Genomic DNA, 18,564 nt, shown 5'->3' with positions numbered 1-18,564 from the left:
CGATGTGTCTATCTGTTTTGTAGGAAAGCGGTACACCCACTGAACCGGTGTGACGTTAATGTAATCGGGTTGTTATGATCCTTTCTGTGATCCTGACGACAAAATGAAAACGTTTACACTCTGTTACACAAGGTGTTATTTGATATAAAACAAATAGTTATATTTATTTTATCTCGCACGCCTCCCTGCCTGTTGCCATTCATGGCCCCGTTCAGCCTAGTACACAGTTCCAATGGTATCTCCCTGGCGTCAGCCAATATTCCGGGCGCACGCTCTGGCTCCAGGAGTCATCGCCCCCCACCCCCATGTGGAAGCCATCCAGGCACAGATGAAGCCCACCCTCCGCCACCAGATCGCTCTGATGGCGCGCCTCGGCCAGCTGGGCCTGGCGATAGGGGCTGAGGCTGAAGTGAAACTCTCCCTCCACCCTGAGATCCCCCAGTCTCAGATCACGCACCTGGCAGCGCAGGCCGTTGTCCGTGGGGAAGATATAGGGGGTGTGCAGCTCGGCCAGGGGCAGCTGCCAGCGGCCGAGATCGGCGCCAAGCAGGCGATCCGGATAGTTTTCATGGGGGCCGCACCCGAGCCAATCGACCCGTTCGACCTCATCGGCCAGCCAGAGATGGGCGCCGATGCGAGGCAGGGAGGGGATCGCCTCGCTCACCTGGACCTCGATGGCGATCGCCATGGCCCCATCCTGGCTGAAGCTGTGGCGCCAGCGGCTCAGGATCAGCAGCTGCTCGCCGACGAAGTAGCCATGCTCCACCCGCAGGCTGGCCTCCCCCTCCCGCACCGTGCCGAGGCAACGGTGTTGCAGATGAGGCAATCCCGCCGCCTGCCAGCGGGCGATCCAGGAGTGGGGATCCTGATGATCCGCCTCGCTGGTGCCGATGTCGTTGTCGAGCGGCGCCCGATAGAAGTGATCTGCCATGGCCCCCAGCAGGCGCTCACGGCCCGCTTTCTGCCAGCTGCAGATGCGGCCGCTCGCCTTGTCCAGCCGCCAGGTGCTGGCGGCAGTCTGGACCCGCCAGTGATCCGGCTGCTCCCTCAAAGAGGCGGGAGCCCGGGTCAGGGGCAGTGCCAGGGGCGTCGGCAGCATGCATTGCTGGCGCGCCACCTCGTGCCCCGCCTCGGACCAGGGGGTGGCCGCACTCTGCACTATGGCCAGATCCAGCCAGGCGAGAGTGCCTGCGGCAAAGGTGGGCAAGTGCTCCAGCAGGGTGAGCGTCACGCTGCCCAGGGGCGCCAGGGCGAGCGCGCACTCCCCCTCGCTGACCACCACGCCGTTCTCGCACAGCCGCCACCGCAACCGCTCGTTGTCCGTCTCGCGAAACAGATATTCGCTGCGGATCGCCACCGTCAGCGGCTGGCGTTCGAGCAGAGTCAGCACGAAGGGCTGCTGGGCCCGCTTCGCCTCGAACAGGGCGGGATGGGGGCTGCGGTCGGGGAACAGCAGGCCATTGATGCAGAACTGGCGATCGTTTTGCCGATCGCCAAAGTCGCCGCCATAGGCCCAGAAGTGGCGGCCATCCTCGGTCAACTTGTCCAGCCCCTGATCGACCCAATCCCAGACGAAACCACCTTGCAGCCTGGGGTGATCGCGAAACGCCTGCCAATACTCGGCAAAGCCCCCCAGGCTGTTGCCCATGGCATGGGCGTATTCGCACAGGATCAGCGGGCGCTGCTCGCCGGGCAGGCCGATCCACTTGGCCAGCGCCCACTTGGGCACGGCCGGGAAGGGTTGATCCTGATGGGTGCGGGCATACATGGGACAGATGATGTCGGTGGCCGCCGTGTCGGCGCCGCCCCCCTCATACTGCACCGGGCGGCTCGGATCCGTGCCCTTGACCCAGGCATACATGGCATCGTGGGCCGGGCCATAGCCGGATTCGTTGCCCAGCGACCAGATGATGACGCTGGGGTGGTTGAAGTCCCGCGCCACCAGGCGGGTCACCCGCTCCAGGAAGGCGCCGCTCCAGCCGGGATCTCGCGCCAGTCGTCCCATGGGGCTCATGCCGTGGGTCTCCAGGTTCGCCTCGTCCACCACATAGAGGCCGAGCCGGTCGCAGAGCCGGTAGAATGCGGGATGATTCGGGTAGTGAGCGCAGCGCACCGCGTTGAAGTTGTGCCGCTTCATCAGGATCAGATCCTGCTCCATGTCGGCCGGGGTCACCGCGTGCCCGGTGGCGGGGTGGTGCTCATGACGATTGGCGCCACGAATGAGCAGAGGCTGGCCGTTGAGCCGCAGCAGGCCGCCCTCTATCTCCACCGCCCGAAAGCCCACGTCGCAGGCCTCGCTCTCGATGGGCTCCCCCTGTTCATCCAGCAGGGTCAGGGTCAGGCGATAGAGGTGGGGGGTCTCGGCGCTCCATTTGCGTGGCGCCGCCACCTCGAGCCAGAGCTCGGCGCGATCGTCGTAAGCCCCTTTTTCATCGATGACACCGGTGCCGATCCGCTGGCACAGGGTCGCCACCCGCTCGTCACCGTCATAGAGGTTGGCTGTCACCGACAGACCGGCCACGTGGGCCCCCTGCAGCTCAATCTTGAGGCGAGTGTCCCGATAGCAGGCATCCAGCACAGGAGTGACCCGGACGTCCATCAGATGACGGGCCGGTTTGTGCAGCAGGCTGACGGAGCGGAAGATCCCCGACAGCCACCACATGTCCTGATCCTCCAGATAGGAGCCATCGGACCAGCGCAACACCAGCACCGCCAGCCGGTTGCGACCGCCGTGCAAATAGGGGGTCAGATCGAATTCGGCGGGCAATCGGCTGTCCTGGGAGTAGCCGACCCAGTTGCCGTTGCAAAACAGATGGCAGGCGCTGCTCACCCCATCGAAGATGATCCGGGTCTGGCCACCGGCCAGCCACTCGGCAGGCAATTCGAACTCGCGGGAGTAGCAGCCGGTGGGGTTCTCTGCCGGCACCCGGGGCGGATCGCAGGGGAAGGGATACTTGATGTTGGTGTAGATGGGACCGTCGGTGACGGGGTGCGTGCCCGGATAGGCCCCGTCCAGCTGCCAGTTGCCCGGCACCCGGATCAGGCAGGCATCAACCAGATCCTGATGAACCCACTGCTCGGGCACCCGCTCCGGGGCCTCGAACCAGGAGAAGCGCCAGTCGCCATCGAGGGACAAACGGGAGCAAGATGGCAGATCGGCCCGCGCCGCCGCCTCGTCACGCCAGCTGGCGAGGGGGGTATGGGCCGCCAGTCGGTTGACCGATGTGACACCCTGGTTCTGCCAGTCCCGGCGCACCAATATCTCCCTGAGCATGCTTCCTCTCTCCCTGGATCGTTCGTAAAACAGCCGCAGTGTAGTGGAGTTGTCCGAGGGAAAGGGGGATCTTTCTCACAAAGATGTAAACGATTACATTTGGTTACCTGAACCTGGAAACCATCCACGGACACAGGCGGGGCAAGGGAGAGAGACGCCCCTGTCCCCGACGGAGCAGGGTGAGGCGAGGGGGCGACGCAGAACCCGACCCCCGACGGAGCAGGATGAGACGAGGGGGCGACGCAGAACCCGACCCCCGACGGAGCAGGGCGAGACGAGGGGGCGACGCAGAACCCGACCCCCGACGGAGCAGGGCGAGACGAGGGGGCGACGCAGAGCCCGACCCCCGACGGAGCAGGGCGAGACGAGGGGGCGACGCAGAACCCGACCCCCGACGGAGCAGGGCGAGACGAGGGGGCGACGCAGAACCCGCCGCAGTCTGCGCCAGTGTTGACGCACCATCCGGGCGGGGCGGTCGAGTGACGATGGATCCGCGCCGAGGCAGAGCTGCGCTCTGCAACGTCTGTGCTTCCCCGGCCGCCAGTGGCCGCCCCCACTTGACCGCCTGGCATGCCATTGGCTCGATGGGGTAGAGCTTGGCCATCTGGCATGGAGATAGAGATGTCATCGAATCCCGCCACCGAGACCGCCTCCGGCATCCTGTGGCCGTTGCCCGCCAGCACCAGGACGGCCCCATCGCCACAGGCCAGCACGACCGTGGCGAGCAGCCCGTTGGCGATCGGGTTGAGCAGGTTGACTGTGGCACCTGCCTCCTCTTCCTCGTTCGGGCCCGACTCCACCCATCCGGCATCCGCCAGGGTACCAATCCCCCTGATCAGGGCCCGCGCGTCGGCCTGGGAGGGATGGCCAGGCGCGACCATGACCTGCCGCACCCGCGACGGGGCGCTCGCCTTGGGGAGCCGCTCATTCCCCGTGAAACCGTGGCGGTCGAGACCAGGCCAAGGGGGCAAGCTCCTGGGTGAAACTCATACTGGTTTCACGCTTTTCACTGCGCGCGAGCCGGCCATGATCCCCCCCAAACCCTTTGATGGCAGGGAAAGCAAGGTTCATGTTCATGACGCTTCGCCGAACACAAGTGTAATCGTTTACACAAATTTGCTAACCAGCTCACAGTTTGCCCATCGATGGCTCGGCTAGACTCCTGCTCACACCCGTCAAGCACAGGGCAGGGATGAAGACGCTGACCACGGACGACCGCGGCAGCCCGGGTCATCACCCACCTCACACTGCCGGGGGAGGAGAGGCGCCGCCCGCGAGCGCGCCCGCTTCCCGACCACCCCATACATGTCATCAGCGAATGAGGAGTGATGATGTTCAATCCGGTTGATCACCCCCACCGCCGCTTCAACCCTCTCACCGGCCAGTACGTGCTGGTCTCTCCCCACAGGGCCAAGCGCCCCTGGCAGGGACAGGTGGAGAAGATAAGCGAGGCGCCCACCCAATCCCACGACCCCAACTGCTTCCTCTGTGCCGGCAACACCCGGGTCAGCGGCGATATCAACCCTGACTACCAGGGCACCTTCGTCTTCACCAACGACTTCGCCGCCCTGATGCAGGACACCCCGGCCACCGACGCGGCGCCGGACCCCCTGCTGCAACTGGAGGCGGCCCGGGGCACCAGCCGGGTCATCTGCTTCTCGCCGGACCACGGCAAGACGCTGCCCGAGCTGCCCCTGCCCGCCATCGAGGGGGTGATCACCCGCTGGATGAGCCAGGTGGCCGAACTCTCTGCCCAGTGGGAATGGGTGCAGGTGTTTGAAAACAAAGGGGCCGTCATGGGCTGCTCCAACCCCCACCCCCATGGCCAGATCTGGGGCAGCGACTTCCTGCCCAACGAGATAGCCAGGGAGCAGGAGCGCCAGCAGGCCTGGCTGGCCGAACACGGCCGCCCCCTGCTGCTGGACTATGTGGCGCGGGAGCTGGCGGACCGAACCCGCATCGTGGTGGAGACGACCCACTGGCTGGCGGTGGTGCCCTTCTGGGCCGCCTGGCCGTTCGAAACCCTGCTCTTGCCCAAGGCCCATGTGCCCTCCCTGCTGGATCTCACCCGGGAGCAGCAACAGGATCTGGCGGTGGCGCTCAAGGAGCTCACCAGCCGCTACGACAACCTGTTCCAGTGCAGCTTCCCCTACTCCATGGGCTGGCACTTCGCCCCCCCGCGCGCCGATTGCCCCGAGGCCTGGCAGCTGCACGCTCACTTCTACCCGCCCCTGTTACGTTCAGCGAGCGTGCGCAAGTTCATGGTCGGCTTCGAGATGCTGGCCGAGACCCAGCGTGACCTCACACCGGAGCAGGCAGCCGAGCGGCTCCGCGCCCTGAGCCCCCTCCACTACAAGAGTGCCCAAGCATGACCATGACCCCGTTTGAACGCGTGACAGAGGTTTTCATCCGTCACCACGGCCGCCCCCAGGATCTCAGCGTCCGGGCACCGGGCCGGGTCAACCTCATCGGCGAGCACACCGACTACAACGACGGCTTCGTGCTGCCCTGCGCCATCGACTACGAAACCTGTGTCGCCATCGGCCTGCGCGGCGACAACCTGGTGCAGGTGATCGCCGCCGACTACGGCTGCGAGCAGGACGCGTTCGCCCTGGATGAGCCGATAACCCATCACCCCCACCAGCGCTGGAGCGACTACGTCCGCGGCGTGGTCAAGCACCTGCAGGCGCGCGGCCATGTCCTGCGCGGCCTGGATCTCGTGGTCTCAGGCAACGTGCCCCAGGGGGCCGGGCTCTCCTCGTCCGCCTCCCTGGAGGTGGCCATAGGCCAAGCCTTCAAGGAGGCCCTGGGGCTTGCCATCAGCCAGGCCGAACTTGCCCAGAACGGCCAGCAGGCGGAGAACCAGTTTGTCGGCTGCAACTGCGGCATCATGGATCAGATGATCTCCGCCTGCGGCGAGGCGGACCATGCCCTGCTGCTCGATTGCCGCTCCCTGGAGACTCGTCTCATCCCCATGCCGATGGATCTCGCCGTGCTCATCGTCAACTCCAACGTGCGCCGCGGCCTGGTGGACAGCGAATACAACCTGCGTCGCCAGCAGTGCGAAGCCGCCGCCCACCACTACGGGGTTGCGGCACTGCGCGACCTCGACGCCAGCCGCCTGGAGGCAGACAAGGCCGGGTTGGACGAGGCCTGCTACCGCCGCGCCCGCCACATAGTGGGAGAAAACGCCCGCACCCTGGCCGCCGCCGAGGCGCTTGCCTCAGGGGATCTGGTCCGCCTTGGCGAGCTGATGGGCCAGTCCCACGCCGCCATGCGCGATGACTTCGAAATCACCGTGCCCGCCATCGACGGCCTGGTGCAGATCATCAAGGAGCAGATCGGCCGCGAAGGGGGCGTGCGCATGACGGGCGGTGGCTTCGGCGGCTGCGTGGTGGCCCTGCTGCGCCCGGAGAAGGTGCCTGCGGTCATCGCCGCCGTGGAGGCGCAATACCCGGCCATCTCGGGGCTGGAGGCGGCTTGCTACGTCTGTTCCGCCAGCGCCGGGGCGGGCAGACGATGAGCAGCCCCATGACGTCATTCGAGCTGGAAAACGAAGAGGGGCTGCGCCTGCGCGGTCTCGATTTTGGCGCCACCCTCACCTCCCTCACCCTGCCGGTGGCGGGGGGCCGACGGGAGGTGCTGCTGGGCTGCGCCGACGAGGCCTACCTCACCCAGCAGGTGTGGCTGGGTGCCGTGGCGGGGCGCTTTGCCAACCGCATCGGTGGCGCCCGCCTGGTGCGAGGGGACGAATGCTGGGTCCTGGACGCCAATCAGGGGGCCAACTGCCTGCACGGCGGGGGCGACGGCTTTCACCGCCGCACCTGGCAGATCAAGGAGCAGGAGGCGGACAGGATCAGGCTGGCCCTGCTCTCAAGGGCCGGGGATCAGGGCTTTCCCGGCAATCTGAGGGTCACCCTGGAGTACCGGCTGGAGCAGCGGGATCTGGTGGTCGACTTCTGCGCCAGCACGGACGCTGCGACCCCGGTCAGCCTCACCAGCCACGCCTACTTCAACCTGGACGGCGGCGGCGACATCCGCCATCACACCCTCAGCCTGAACGCAGACCACTACCTGCCCACGGATGAACAGAGCCTGCCGCTGGCCATGGCGCCGGTGGAGGGCCCCTTCGATCTGCGCGCCCCCCGCCCCATCGGCCAGGAGTGGCTGAGCCACCCCCAGCAGCGGCTGGCCAAGGGGTACGATCACGCCTTCCTGCTCAATGGGGGCGAGGGGGAGCAGCCATGGGCGGCCCGGGTCATCTCAGGGGATCGCCAGCTGGCGATGGAGGTCCATACCAATCAGCCCTCCCTGCAGTTCTACAGCGGCAACTGGCTGACCGGCACGCCGGATCGCCACGGCCGACCCTACCGGGATTACGACGGCTTCTGTCTGGAGGCCCAGCAGCTGCCTGACAGCCCGAACCGGCTCGAGCTCGGCGATCCCTGGCTGCTGCCGGGGCAGCGCTATCGCCATCAGACTCGCTATCGCTTTATCGCCGCCGACTAGACCGCCCTTCCCCGCCGGAAGGCGGGCAGAGTCATGAACCCACCCCAAGCAAGGAGTCTTTATGGATGAGCACTACTTGGCCGCGCCGGATCGTTACCAGCGCCAGTCCTATCGCCCCGCGGGTCGCCACGGCCTGCGCCTGCCCGGCATCGGCCTGGGTCTGTGGCACAACTTCGGCGCCGGGAGCGATCCCGCCGGGGCGAAGGCCATGGTGCACCAGGCGTTCGATCTGGGGATCACCCACTTCGATCTCGCCAACAACTACGGGCCGCCGCCGGGATCGGCCGAGCTGACCTTCGGCAAGCTGCTCAAGGGGAGCCTGGCCCCTTATCGGGACGAGCTCATCATCGCCAGCAAGGCGGGTTACCTGATGTGGGACGGCCCCTACGGCGATGGCGGCAGCGCCAAGTATCTGTTTGCCAGCCTGCACCAGAGCCTGCGCCGCCTCGGGCTGGACTATGTGGACATCTTCTATCACCACAGGCCGGATCCCCGCACCCCGCTGGAGGAGACCTGCCAGGCCTTGGCGCTCATGGTGCGCCAGGGCAAGGCGCTCTATGTCGGCCTCTCCAACTACCCGGCCCCGCTTGCTGCCCAGGCGGCGACCCGGCTGGCGGAGCTCGGCACCCCCTGCCTGGTCAATCAGCTCAAATACTCCCTGCTCCAACGCGACATAGAGGCGCAGACGCTGCCGGTCTGCCGCGAACACGGCATGGGAGTGGTCGCCTTCTCGCCCCTGGCGGGAGGGCTGCTCAGCGATCGCTACCTGGGCGGGATCCCGGCGGATTCCCGCGCCGCCAGCGCCAGCCCCTTCCTGACACCGGATCAGCTCACGGCGGAGAGGCTGGCCCGCATCCGCACCCTGCACGCCCTGGCGCAGCAGCGGGGCCAGTCCCTGTCCCAGTTGGCATTGCAGTGGGTGCTGCGCGATCCCGTGGTGAGCTGCGCCCTGATCGGCGCCAGCCGCCCGCAGCAGATTGTGAGCGCCGTCGACGCCCTGGGGCAGCCGCCACTGGAGGAGGAACTGCAACAAAGAATCCTGTCTGCGCTGGATTAGCAGCACGAAAGGATCCTCAAACTGCGACCAGCTGGCATGACTGACCGGTCAGAAGGTGACGGGGCGGCGACAAGGCCAGGGGCAATTTCACTCAAGCCGCAGCGGCCTGGCCCTGCACCATGGAGAGGGGCCGGCCGCCAGACAAGGGCGGTCAACGGCAGCGGTCCCCCCAATATTCTCTGGTTGCCCGCGGGATTTTCCGCCATCATTGGCCGCCCCGACCCTGCTCGGGGCTGATTTTATCCGGCTCCCATCCATCAAGAGATCTGTACCATGACCGAATCCTACGCCCTGTTTGTCGCCTTCGTGCTGGGCATAGTGGAAGGCCTGACCGAGTTCCTGCCCGTTTCCTCCACCGGCCACATGATCATCGTCGGCCATCTGCTGGGCTTCGAAGGGCCCAAGGCCGCCACCTTCGAGGTGGTGATCCAGCTGGGCTCCATCCTGGCGGTCGTCGTCATGTTCTGGCGCCGGCTGTTCGGGCTCATCGGCATTCACTTCGGTCAGAAACCAACCCAGGATCATGCCACCCTCGCCCTGGTGCACGTCATCCTCGGCATGCTGCCCGCCGTGGTCGTCGGGCTCGCCATCCACGGCTGGATCAAGGCCCATCTGTTTGGCCCTGAGACCGTGATGTACGCCCTGGTGGCGGGCGGCATCCTGCTGATCATCGCCGAGAAATTCCGCCCCGCCGTCACCGCCGAGACCCTGGACGACATCAGCTACAAGCAGGCGTTCGGTATCGGCCTGTTCCAGTGTCTGGCACTCTGGCCCGGCTTCTCCCGCTCCGGCGCCACCATCAGCGGCGGCATGCTGATGGGCATCAGCCGCCACGCGGCGGCCGAATTCTCCTTCATCATGGCGGTGCCCATGATGATCGCGGCCAGCGGCCTGGACCTCTACAAGAGCCGGGACTTCCTCTCCATGGCCGACTTCCCCATGTTTGCGGTGGGCTTCGTCACCGCCTTCGTGGTGGCCATGGTCGCCATCAAGACCTTCCTGGCCCTGATCCGTCGCCTCGACTTCATCCCGTTCGCCATCTACCGCTTCCTGCTGGCCTTCGTCGTCTATCTGGTGTTTGTCGCCTGACCGGCCGCCCGTCATGGAATGAGAAAAGGGACCAAATGGTCCCTTTTCTATGGCGTCATGGTGCTCAGTAGAGGTGCTGGCTGATGCCGTTGAGCAACCGTGACAGCCCCTTGGTGAACTGTACCGGGGCATTCTGCACCGTGTAGCAGAGGCAGCCATCCGGGGTGTGCGGGCTGTGGGCGTGGCGGGCGTCGCGCCAGATGAAGTCCCCCGCCTGATAGCAGGTGTCGCCATCTTCGATGGTGCCCGCCAGCAGCAGGGTCAGCTCATAGCCCTTGTGGGTATGCTCGGGGATGCGGCCACCGGCCTCGATATGGAGCAGGCTGGCGCGGGCCCCCATCTCGTCCAGCGGCAGGCTGTGCTGGCGAATGGCGCCCACATGGCGCCACTTGGGCGCATGGTGACGGGCCAGCACCCGGGGCAGGCGGTATGAGTGACCCCCTACCTGCAACACGGGCAGGGGGGGCGCAATCTGGGCGAGTTCGGTCGCCGTCGCCACCGGCTGTTGCAGTATCTCCGCCAGCATGGCATCGAACCCGGCTTCGGCGGGATCGTCCGCCGCCGCGGGCGGCGCCGGCGCATCGCTCGCCCACGAATCGTTCGCCAGGTATGCGTTCGCCAGCTCCTCTTCGTGGGCTCGCAGGCGCAGGGCACATTCGGGACAGAGTTCGCAATGGGCGGCCACCCCGACGGCCAGGGGCAAGGGCAGCTCGTCGGCGGCGAAGGCACGCAACATGGGGTCGGTCGGATGGATCTTAATCATGGCCTTGCTCCACTTGCTCTTTCAGTTTCTGTAATGCCAGCCGCAGGCGGGACTTGATGGTACCAAGGGGCACGCCGAGCCTGTCCGCCAGCTCCTGCTGGGAGAGCTCCTGCAGATAGATGCCACGCACCACCTGCTGCTGGGGCTCGGGCAGTGCGCCGACATGGTGCGCCATCTGGCGGGTCAGCACCGCATCCTCGCCACCGCTCAGGGACTCCTCCTGCGCCCTGAACTCCAGCAGCGGCCACAGCTCTTCGGCGCAGAGATCCTCCTTGCTGGCGCGACGGCGGCGCAGCATGTCGAAGCACTGGTTGCGCATCACCGTATAGATCCAGGTGCTGGGGGCGCCCTTGTCCGGGTGATAGAGGCGCGCCTTCTGCCACACCAGCATCATGGTCTCCTGCACCAGCTCCATGGCATTGGCCTCGCTGCCGAGATGGCGCAGGCCGTAGTGACGGATCCGGGGGGCGAAATGGTGAAACAGGGCGGCGAAGGCCACCTTGTCGGCGGTCTCGGCGACCCGGATCAGCTGAGTCTTCAGATCCGGGGTGCCTGGGGCTGTGTCCATCTGGGGCGAGATCCTGCTGTGAACCGATTGTGATTGGCCAGTATATGCCATGGCGCCTAACCCTGAATGCAAACGTACCCAGCTATACGCTCGGAAACGAGACCCGGATCACCGGGCCGGATCAGTGACTGGTGACCAGCAGGTTGCTGAGCAGACGCAGGGCGGGACGATAATCCTCGCAGGCCATCAGCCACTGCTTCTGCTCCGCCGGGATGGGCAGCACCTCGATCCAGCGCTGGGCGACCCAGCAGGCATCGTCCCAGGCCGGCTCGTGATAGAGGGCGGCATATTCGGGGTAGTCGCTGAATACCTCCCGCAGGGCCTGGGCCAGATTGCGCTGATCCTGGGGCAGGCGGCCACCCTGCCAGGGCGGCAGCGGCTGTGCGTCACACACCCTCAGACCATCCCCCTCCTGCCAGAGATCCCGGATCCGCAGCCGATCCACCCCCTGCACCTTGATGCCGAGCAGGCCGTCGGGCAGGCGGTCGAAGTCGATGATCCGCACCCGGGTGGCGATGGGATACATGTTGCGCAGCGCATCGGGCTGGCGGGGGTCCAGCATGCAGAGGGCGAACTCCCGAACCTGGGCCTCGGCGATCATCCGCAGGTATCTGGGCTCGAAGAGGCGCAGGGGCATGACGCCGCCGGGCAGCAGATGAGCAGAGAGGGGGAAGAGCGCCAGTTGCATGTCGGTATCCAGTTTCGTGTGTCTTCTTCTGATACGACTACGGAAACGGGCCAGATCATTCAGACCAAGTGGGAATAAAAAACCCCATTGGTATTAGGGGAAAATAGCCTGGACAAGCTGCTTCCATATGCAGTAGAAATGGTTAAGTCGCAGGCGACAACGCAATATTCTGCAAACCTGCGCGCCACGCAGTGAAATATCCGCCGCCCCAGCAGTGGAGGGTCATTCCTATAGTTTTCTCGGCCCGATGCGGGTAAAATTCACGCCCTTATATATCAGTCATATTTCGACGCATAACCTCGGTGGTCAGTCATGAAAGAGCATATTCATCATCTACTTGAACAGACGGTAGCCAATCTCAAATCCGCGGGCATCCTGCCGGCGGAGCTGGAAGCCCGCGTGCTGGTAGATCGATGCAAGGACAAGGCTCACGGCGACCTGGCCACCAACCTCGCCATGCTGCTGGCCAAGCCGGCGGGCAAGAACCCCCGCGAGCTGGCTGCGGCCATCATAGCGCACCTGCCCGTCTCGGATCTCGTCGCCAAGGTCGAGATCGCCGGCCCCGGCTTCATCAACTTCTTCTTCAACCAGCAGTGGCTGGCCGGTCAGGTCGATGCCATGGTGGCCAGCGCCAACGCCAACGTTAAGCTGCCGACGCCGCAAACCGTGGTGGTGGATTACTCTGCCCCCAACGTGGCCAAGGAGATGGCGGTGCACCACATCCGCTCCACAGTCCTCGGTGACGTGGCGGCCCGCGCCCTGGAGTTCCTGGGCCACAAGGTGATCCGCGCCAACCACATCGGCGACTGGGGCACCCAGTTCGGCATGTTGATCGCCTATCTGGAGAAGATGGAGAACGAGCACGCCTCCGACATGGAGCTCAAGGATCTGGAAGCCTTCTACACCCAGGCCAAGCGCCTGTATGACGAAGACGACGCCTTCGCCGAGCGCGCCCGCAACTATGTGGTGAAACTGCAGGGCGGTGATGAGTACTGCCGCACCATGTGGAAGAAGCTGGTCGACATGACCATGGCCCAGAACCAGCGCAACTACGACCGCCTCAATGTCTCCCTGACCAACAAGGACATCATGGGCGAGTCCATGTACAACGACATGCTGCCGGAGATCGTCGCCGACCTGAAGGCCCAGGGGCTGGCGGTCGAGAGCGAGGGGGCCACCGTGGTCTTCCTCGACGAGTTCAAGAACAAGGATGGCGAGCCCATGGGCGTCATCATCCAGAAGAGCGACGGCGGTTTCCTCTACACCACCACTGACATCGCCTGCGCCAAGTACCGCTACGAGACCCTGGGCGCCGATCGAGTCATGTACTTCATCGACTCCCGCCAGCACCAGCACCTGATGCAGGCCTGGACCATCACCCGCAAGGCGGGCTATGTGCCGGAATCCGTCCCCCTCGAGCATCACGCCTTCGGCATGATGCTGGGCAAGGATGGCCGTCCCTACAAGACCCGCTCCGGCGGCACCGTCAAGCTGGTCGACCTGCTCAACGAAGCAGAAGAGCGCGCCAGCGCCCTGCTGGAGAGCCGCAACAGCGATCTGTCCGCCGACGAGAAGGCCGAGGTGGTCCACGCCATCGCCATGGGGGCGGTCAAGTATGCGGATCTCTCCAAGAACCGCACCACGGACTACATCTTCGACTGGGATCTGATGCTGTCGTTCGAAGGCAACACTGCACCCTATCTGCAGTACGCCTACACCCGGATCCAGTCCATCTTCCGCAAGGCCGGCGTCGATGCCAGCCAGCTCAGCGGCAGCATCCAGCTCAACGAGGATGCCGAGCTGACCCTGGCCCAGAAGCTGATCCAGTTCTCCGACGCGGTCAACGGCGTGGCCGAGCGCGGCATGCCCCACCTGCTCTGTACTTACCTGTACGAGCTGTCCGGCAACTTCATGACCTTCTACGAAGCCTGCCCGATCAACAAGGACGGGGTCGAGCCGCAAGACCGTCAGAGCCGTCTGCTGCTGTGCGCCGCCACCGCCAAGGTGCTGAAACTGGGCCTGGGCGTGCTGGGTATCCACACCCTGGAGCGCATGTAATTCATGGCGACACGGGATTATGTCGGGAGTGGCTCGCGCAGACGGGCCGGTGGTCGCAATGCCAAGAAGGCGCCGCCTCGCCGCCGTTTTCCGCTGATCCCCGTCCTGCTGGCGGGGGTATTGGTCGCCGGTTTTGGCGCCTTCCTCTACCTCATCAATGGCAAGGGGGCGGACGCCCCCACCATCGAAGAGCAGGTGCGCGCCAACAAGCCCAAGGCCAAGGGACATGAACTGCCCCAGGAGAAGTGGAGCTATATCGAGCGGCTCGAGAACAAGCAGGTGGACATCATAGAGCCGCCGCCCCAGCCCGGCGTGCTGCCCCCTCCGCCCGCCGAGACGGTGACGCTGCAACCGGACAAGCTGCCCAAGCCGGTGGAGACCAGCATACCCCAGCCAGGCACCCCCATCGGCCAGGTGCAGCCCTATCAGCCCAAGCCGACCGGTGCGCCGGTCGCCAGCGCCCAGGTGCAGGTGATCGATCGCAAGGCCGAACGGGAGCGGATGGAGCGGGAACTGCGCGCCGAACTGGAGCGGGAGCGTGCCCAGGCCGCCAAGGCCCAGCCCGCCACGACGGCGGCAGCCGACGGCGGTCGTTACATGATGCAGTGCGCCGCCCTGCGCTCACAGGATTCCGCAGAGTCCCTCAAGGCGCGCATCGCCTTCGGCGCCGGCCTCTCCTCCAGCCTGCAGGTGGTCAATGGCGCCAATGGCGCCGTCTACAAGGTGATGGTGGGCCCCTTCAACGGCAAGTCCGCCGTCGATGCGGCCAACCGCAAGCTGCAAGGCTCCGGCATCAGCGGCTGCATCTCCCGCAAGGGCTGAGATCTCGCAACAAGAAAGGCGGCGGTGTGGCGACACACTGCCGCCTTTTTTTATCCAGCCACGGCCCTCTTGAAACCCATCCTGCCGATCCAGCTCCCGGGTGTCACCTCCCGACGGGATCAGGGTTGAAAAGCACAATCGGCAACCCCATCTCTCTTCTCATGCACAGTCATGGCCGTGAATCGGCTCAAGCGAGGTAAGTAAAGTGACGACCATAGTTTCAGTCCGCCGCAACGGCCAAGTCGTGATCGGAGGGGATGGCCAGGTATCCCTCGGCAACACCGTCATGAAGGGCAACGCCCGCAAGGTTCATCGTCTCTACAACGGCAAGGTACTGGCCGGGTTTGCCGGCGGCACCGCCGACGCCTTCACCCTGCTCGAGCGCTTCGAGGCCAAGCTGCAGGCCCATCAGGGCAACCTGGAGCGCGCCGCCGTGGCGCTGGCCAAGGACTGGCGCACCGATCGCGCCCTGCGCCGCCTCGAAGCCCTGCTGGCGGTCGCCGACGAGCACAAGTCCTTCATCATCACCGGCAACGGTGACGTGGTGCAGCCGGAGCATGACCTCATCGCCATCGGCAGCGGCGGCAACTTCGCCCAGTCCGCCGCCATCGCCCTGCTGGAAAACACCGAGCTGGATGCCAAATCCATCGTCGAGAAGTCCCTCAAGATTGCGGGCGACATCTGCGTCTTCACCAACGGCAACCACACCATCGAAGTGCTGGACTACAGCGCCAAGTAAGGGCGCCCGTCAGCCAACTCATTCTCCAAGGGGTGGGCCCTGCCCGCCCCGGATACAGGAACTCCATCATGTCCGAGATGACCCCGAGAGAAATCGTCCACGAGCTGGACCGTCACATCATTGGTCAGGCCGATGCCAAGCGCGCGGTGGCCGTGGCCCTGCGCAACCGCTGGCGCCGGATGCAGCTCAATGAAGAGATGCGCCACGAGGTGACCCCGAAGAACATCCTGATGATAGGCCCGACCGGGGTCGGCAAGACCGAGATCGCCCGTCGTCTGGCCAAGCTGGCCAACGCCCCCTTCATCAAGGTGGAGGCGACCAAGTTCACCGAAGTGGGCTATGTGGGCAAGGAAGTGGACAGCATCATCCGCGATCTCACCGACGTCGCCATCAAGCTGGTGCGCGAGACCGAGATGGAGAAGATGAAATACCGCGCCGAGGAGGCCGCCGAGGAGCGCATCCTCGACGCCCTGCTGCCCAATCCCCGCAACAGCTGGGGCGAGGAGGAGAAGGCCGACAACTCCAACACCCGCCAGATCTTCCGCAAGAAACTGCGGGAAGGTCAGCTCGATGACAAGGAGATCGAACTGGATCTGGCCGCCACCCCCATGGGCGTCGACATCATGACCCCGCCGGGCATGGAAGAGATGGCCAGCCAGCTGCAGGGGCTGTTCCAGAACCTCGGCCAGCAGCAGAAGAAGAAGCGCAAGATCAAGGTCAAAGAGGCCATGAAGGCGCTGATCGAAGAGGAAGCGGCCCGTCTGGTCAACCCGGAAGAGCTGAAGCAAAAGGCCATTGCCGCGGTCGAGAACAACGGCATCGTCTTCCTCGACGAGATCGACAAGATCTGCAAACGCGGCGAGAGCTCGGGCCCCGATGTCTCCCGTGAAGGGGTGCAGCGCGACCTGCTGCCGCTGGTCGAGGGTTGCACCGTCAACACCAAGCACGGCATGGTCAAGACAGACCACATACTGTTCGTCGCCTCCGGCGCCTTCCAGGTGGCCCGTCCGTCCGACCTCATCCCCGAGCTGCAGGGCCGCCTGCCGATCCGGGTCGAGCTGACCGCCCTGACTACCCATGACTTCGAGCGGATCCTGACCGAGCCGAACGCCTCCCTGACCGATCAGTACCAGGCGCTGATGGCTACCGAAGGGGTGAAGATCGAATTCACCCAGGATGGCATCCGCCGCCTGGCCGAGGCGGCCTGGCAGGTCAACGAGCGCACCGAGAACATAGGTGCCCGCCGCCTGCACACAGTGATGGAGCGGCTTATGGAAGACATCTCCTACGACGCCTCCGAAAAATCCGGCGAGACCTTCGTCATCGATACCGACTACGTCAACGCCCACCTTGGGGCGCTTATCGAGGACGAGGATCTGAGCCGCTACATTCTGTAAGCTCGCCCCCTCCCGTTAGACAAACGCCTCCCCTCCCGGAGGCGTTTTTTTATGGGTTTCGGCTCAGGCCCTGGCCAGCCTCTCGCCTCGCCAACCACCGGCCAGCCAGAGTGCGCTCATCAGCAGCAGGGCCGTCAGGACGAAGGTGGATCGGGTCGCGAACGCCAGCTCGTCCGCCGTCGCGAAGGCGAGATCGGGTTGCCCCGCCAGGGCGGCGAACAGGCCACCGAGCCCGGCCACCCCGGTCAGCTGACCCAGATTGCGCGACAGGGTCAGCAGACCGGCCACGGCGCCCCGGGTTTGCTCACTCGCCTCCCCCACCACGGCACTGTTGTTGGCGGTCTGGAACAGGGCATAACCGGCGGTCAGCAGCAGTATGGGCAACAGATAGCCGAGCGGGCCGAACTGCCCAGCAGCCCCGGCCAGACCGAGGGCCGCAGCCCCCATGACTGCCAGCCCCAGCCGGACCACCTGCCGCGCACCCAGCCTGTCTACCAGCCAGCCGGCGGGCATACCCGTCAGGGCCGCCAGCAGGGGCCCGCCCGATATCATCAGGCCGACAGTCCCGAGACCAAGGCCGAAGACCCCCCTCAGGTAGAAGGGACCTATGAGCAGGGTCAGCACCATGACGCTGGCCACCAGGGCGCTGGCGAGAAGGCCGTTGCTAAGCCCCGGAGCCCCCAGCAACGCCAGCGGCAGCAGGGGCACAGGGGCGCGGCGCTCGCGGCGAACGAACGAGCCCGTGACCAGCAGGGCCCCCGCCCCCCACCAGAGGGCCAGGGCACCCCCCAGGGTCAGCGCCAGGCCGTAGCAGAGCAGCGCCGCCACCAGCAGTGACAGGCTCGCGAGGTTCATCCCCTCTTCTTGTGGCGAGCAGTCGTCCCGGGGCAGACCGAGCCGGGCGCAGCCCAGTGCCAGCAGGCTGAGGGGCACCAGCAAGAGGAAGGGGGCCTGCCAACCAAAGCTGGCCGTCAGCAGGCCGCCAAAGGAGGGGCCGAGCGCCGTGCCGCAGGCCGACAGGGTACCGAGCAGCCCCATGCCCCAGCCCCGCCGCGCCGGCGGCACCAGCTGGCTCACCATGGCCAGCGCCAGGGAGAGCATGCAGGCCGCAGCGATCCCCTGCAGGGCACGGGCCGCGATCAGCCAGCCTATGGTCGGCGCCAGGGCGCACAGCAATGAGGCCAGCGCAAAGAGCCCAAGCCCCAGGAGCAGCAGGCGACGCCGACCGAACCTGTCCCCCAGTCGACCGGCCACCACAGTCAGGCAGGTGATCCCCAGCAGATAGGCCACCAGCACCCACTGCAAGCTGGCAAAGGGCACCGCAAAAGCCTGCCCCAGGGCAGGCAGTACCATGTTGGCCAGGCTCCCCCCCAGCATGGGCAGCAGGGTGGCGAGGCCGAGCGCCAGCAGGCCGAGGCGGCGGGTGGCAGGGGTCGGGAGAGAATTGAGTGATGACATGGCATGATCTTCGGCAGAGGATGATGTCCACAAGGCTAGCGGGGGGCATGAGCAGGCGGAAGACGCACGACTTGCAACTTATAGCTGCACAAGACGCCATATAAAGAGAGGAATTCTTGCGTATGATGAAGCCAACCGACCG

Annotated in this window: 14 protein-coding genes; 9 read left to right on the top strand and 5 right to left on the bottom strand. The window is 65.5% G+C overall.

Annotation, left to right across the window (positions count from 1 at the left end):
• Positions 1–211: 211 nt before the first annotated feature.
• Complete coding sequence (locus ACLHZ1_RS05040; RefSeq protein ID WP_427261217.1) at positions 212–3,274, bottom strand: beta-galactosidase; 3,063 nt, start codon at positions 3,272–3,274, stop codon at positions 212–214.
• A 1,331-nt stretch (positions 3,275–4,605) separates the two neighbouring features.
• Between ACLHZ1_RS05040 and ACLHZ1_RS05035 the strand changes: the two genes are divergently transcribed.
• The 5 genes from ACLHZ1_RS05035 (at position 4,606) to bacA (ending at position 9,929) form a co-directional block, all read left to right on the top strand.
• Positions 4,606–5,646 (top strand): UDP-glucose--hexose-1-phosphate uridylyltransferase, encoded by a 1,041-nt coding sequence (locus tag ACLHZ1_RS05035; RefSeq protein WP_427261216.1) that lies wholly within the window; start codon positions 4,606–4,608, stop codon positions 5,644–5,646.
• 2 nt (positions 5,647–5,648) lie between these two features.
• Complete coding sequence (gene galK, locus ACLHZ1_RS05030; protein ID WP_427261271.1) at positions 5,649–6,797, top strand: galactokinase; 1,149 nt, start codon at positions 5,649–5,651, stop codon at positions 6,795–6,797.
• On the top strand, positions 6,794–7,783 hold the full coding sequence (galM, locus tag ACLHZ1_RS05025; RefSeq protein WP_427261270.1) for a galactose-1-epimerase: 990 nt from the start codon (positions 6,794–6,796) through the stop codon (positions 7,781–7,783). The genes galK and galM overlap by 4 nt, the downstream gene beginning before the upstream one ends.
• 61 nt (positions 7,784–7,844) lie before the next feature.
• Complete coding sequence (locus ACLHZ1_RS05020) at positions 7,845–8,840, top strand: aldo/keto reductase (protein ID WP_427261215.1); 996 nt, start codon at positions 7,845–7,847, stop codon at positions 8,838–8,840.
• Between the two features lie 273 nt (positions 8,841–9,113).
• The gene (gene bacA, locus ACLHZ1_RS05015) at positions 9,114–9,929 is read left to right on the top strand and encodes an undecaprenyl-diphosphate phosphatase (protein WP_427261214.1); all 816 of its coding nucleotides are present in this window, start codon (positions 9,114–9,116) and stop codon (positions 9,927–9,929) included.
• Positions 9,930–9,993: 64 nt separating this feature from the next.
• Here bacA and ACLHZ1_RS05010 read toward each other — a convergent pair whose 3' ends face one another.
• The 3 genes from ACLHZ1_RS05010 to ACLHZ1_RS05000 all read right to left on the bottom strand — a co-directional run bounded on the left by ACLHZ1_RS05010 (position 9,994) and on the right by ACLHZ1_RS05000 (position 11,948).
• A complete protein-coding gene (locus tag ACLHZ1_RS05010) occupies positions 9,994–10,692 on the bottom strand; it encodes a ChrR family anti-sigma-E factor (protein ID WP_427261213.1) in 699 nt (232 codons plus the stop codon).
• Positions 10,685–11,260, bottom strand: a complete 576-nt coding sequence (locus tag ACLHZ1_RS05005) for a sigma-70 family RNA polymerase sigma factor (protein WP_408796027.1) — start codon at positions 11,258–11,260, stop codon at positions 10,685–10,687. The genes ACLHZ1_RS05010 and ACLHZ1_RS05005 overlap by 8 nt, the downstream gene beginning before the upstream one ends.
• Before the next feature lie 121 nt (positions 11,261–11,381).
• Positions 11,382–11,948 carry an LON peptidase substrate-binding domain-containing protein gene (locus tag ACLHZ1_RS05000; protein ID WP_427261212.1) on the bottom strand — a complete coding sequence of 189 codons (567 nt, stop codon included), beginning with the start codon at positions 11,946–11,948 and terminating at the stop codon, positions 11,382–11,384.
• 312 nt (positions 11,949–12,260) lie between these two features.
• Between ACLHZ1_RS05000 and argS the strand changes: the two genes are divergently transcribed.
• The 4 genes from argS (at position 12,261) to hslU (ending at position 16,964) form a co-directional block, all read left to right on the top strand.
• The gene (gene argS / locus ACLHZ1_RS04995; RefSeq protein ID WP_427261211.1) at positions 12,261–14,006 is read left to right on the top strand and encodes an arginine--tRNA ligase; all 1,746 of its coding nucleotides are present in this window, start codon (positions 12,261–12,263) and stop codon (positions 14,004–14,006) included.
• 3 nt (positions 14,007–14,009) lie between these two features.
• Positions 14,010–14,828: an SPOR domain-containing protein gene (locus ACLHZ1_RS04990; protein WP_427261210.1), complete on the top strand. Its 819-nt coding sequence runs from the start codon at positions 14,010–14,012 to the stop codon at positions 14,826–14,828.
• 205 nt (positions 14,829–15,033) lie between these two features.
• Positions 15,034–15,567: an ATP-dependent protease subunit HslV gene (gene hslV, locus ACLHZ1_RS04985; RefSeq protein ID WP_005306539.1), complete on the top strand. Its 534-nt coding sequence runs from the start codon at positions 15,034–15,036 to the stop codon at positions 15,565–15,567.
• A 68-nt stretch (positions 15,568–15,635) separates the two neighbouring features.
• Entirely contained in the window at positions 15,636–16,964 is a 1,329-nt protein-coding gene (gene hslU, locus ACLHZ1_RS04980; protein ID WP_427261209.1) for an HslU--HslV peptidase ATPase subunit, read from the top strand.
• Between the two features lie 63 nt (positions 16,965–17,027).
• On the opposite strand, the gene ACLHZ1_RS04975 is transcribed toward hslU, so the two are convergent.
• Positions 17,028–18,422 (bottom strand): MFS transporter, encoded by a 1,395-nt coding sequence (locus ACLHZ1_RS04975; protein WP_427261208.1) that lies wholly within the window; start codon positions 18,420–18,422, stop codon positions 17,028–17,030.
• Positions 18,423–18,564 lie beyond the last annotated feature (142 nt).

Source organism: Aeromonas sobria (assembly GCF_050266975.1).
Lineage (GTDB): Bacteria > Pseudomonadota > Gammaproteobacteria > Enterobacterales > Aeromonadaceae > Aeromonas > Aeromonas sobria_B.
The sequence above is the reverse complement of the archived record's forward strand: the minus strand, read 5'-3'. Positions and strand labels throughout refer to the sequence as shown.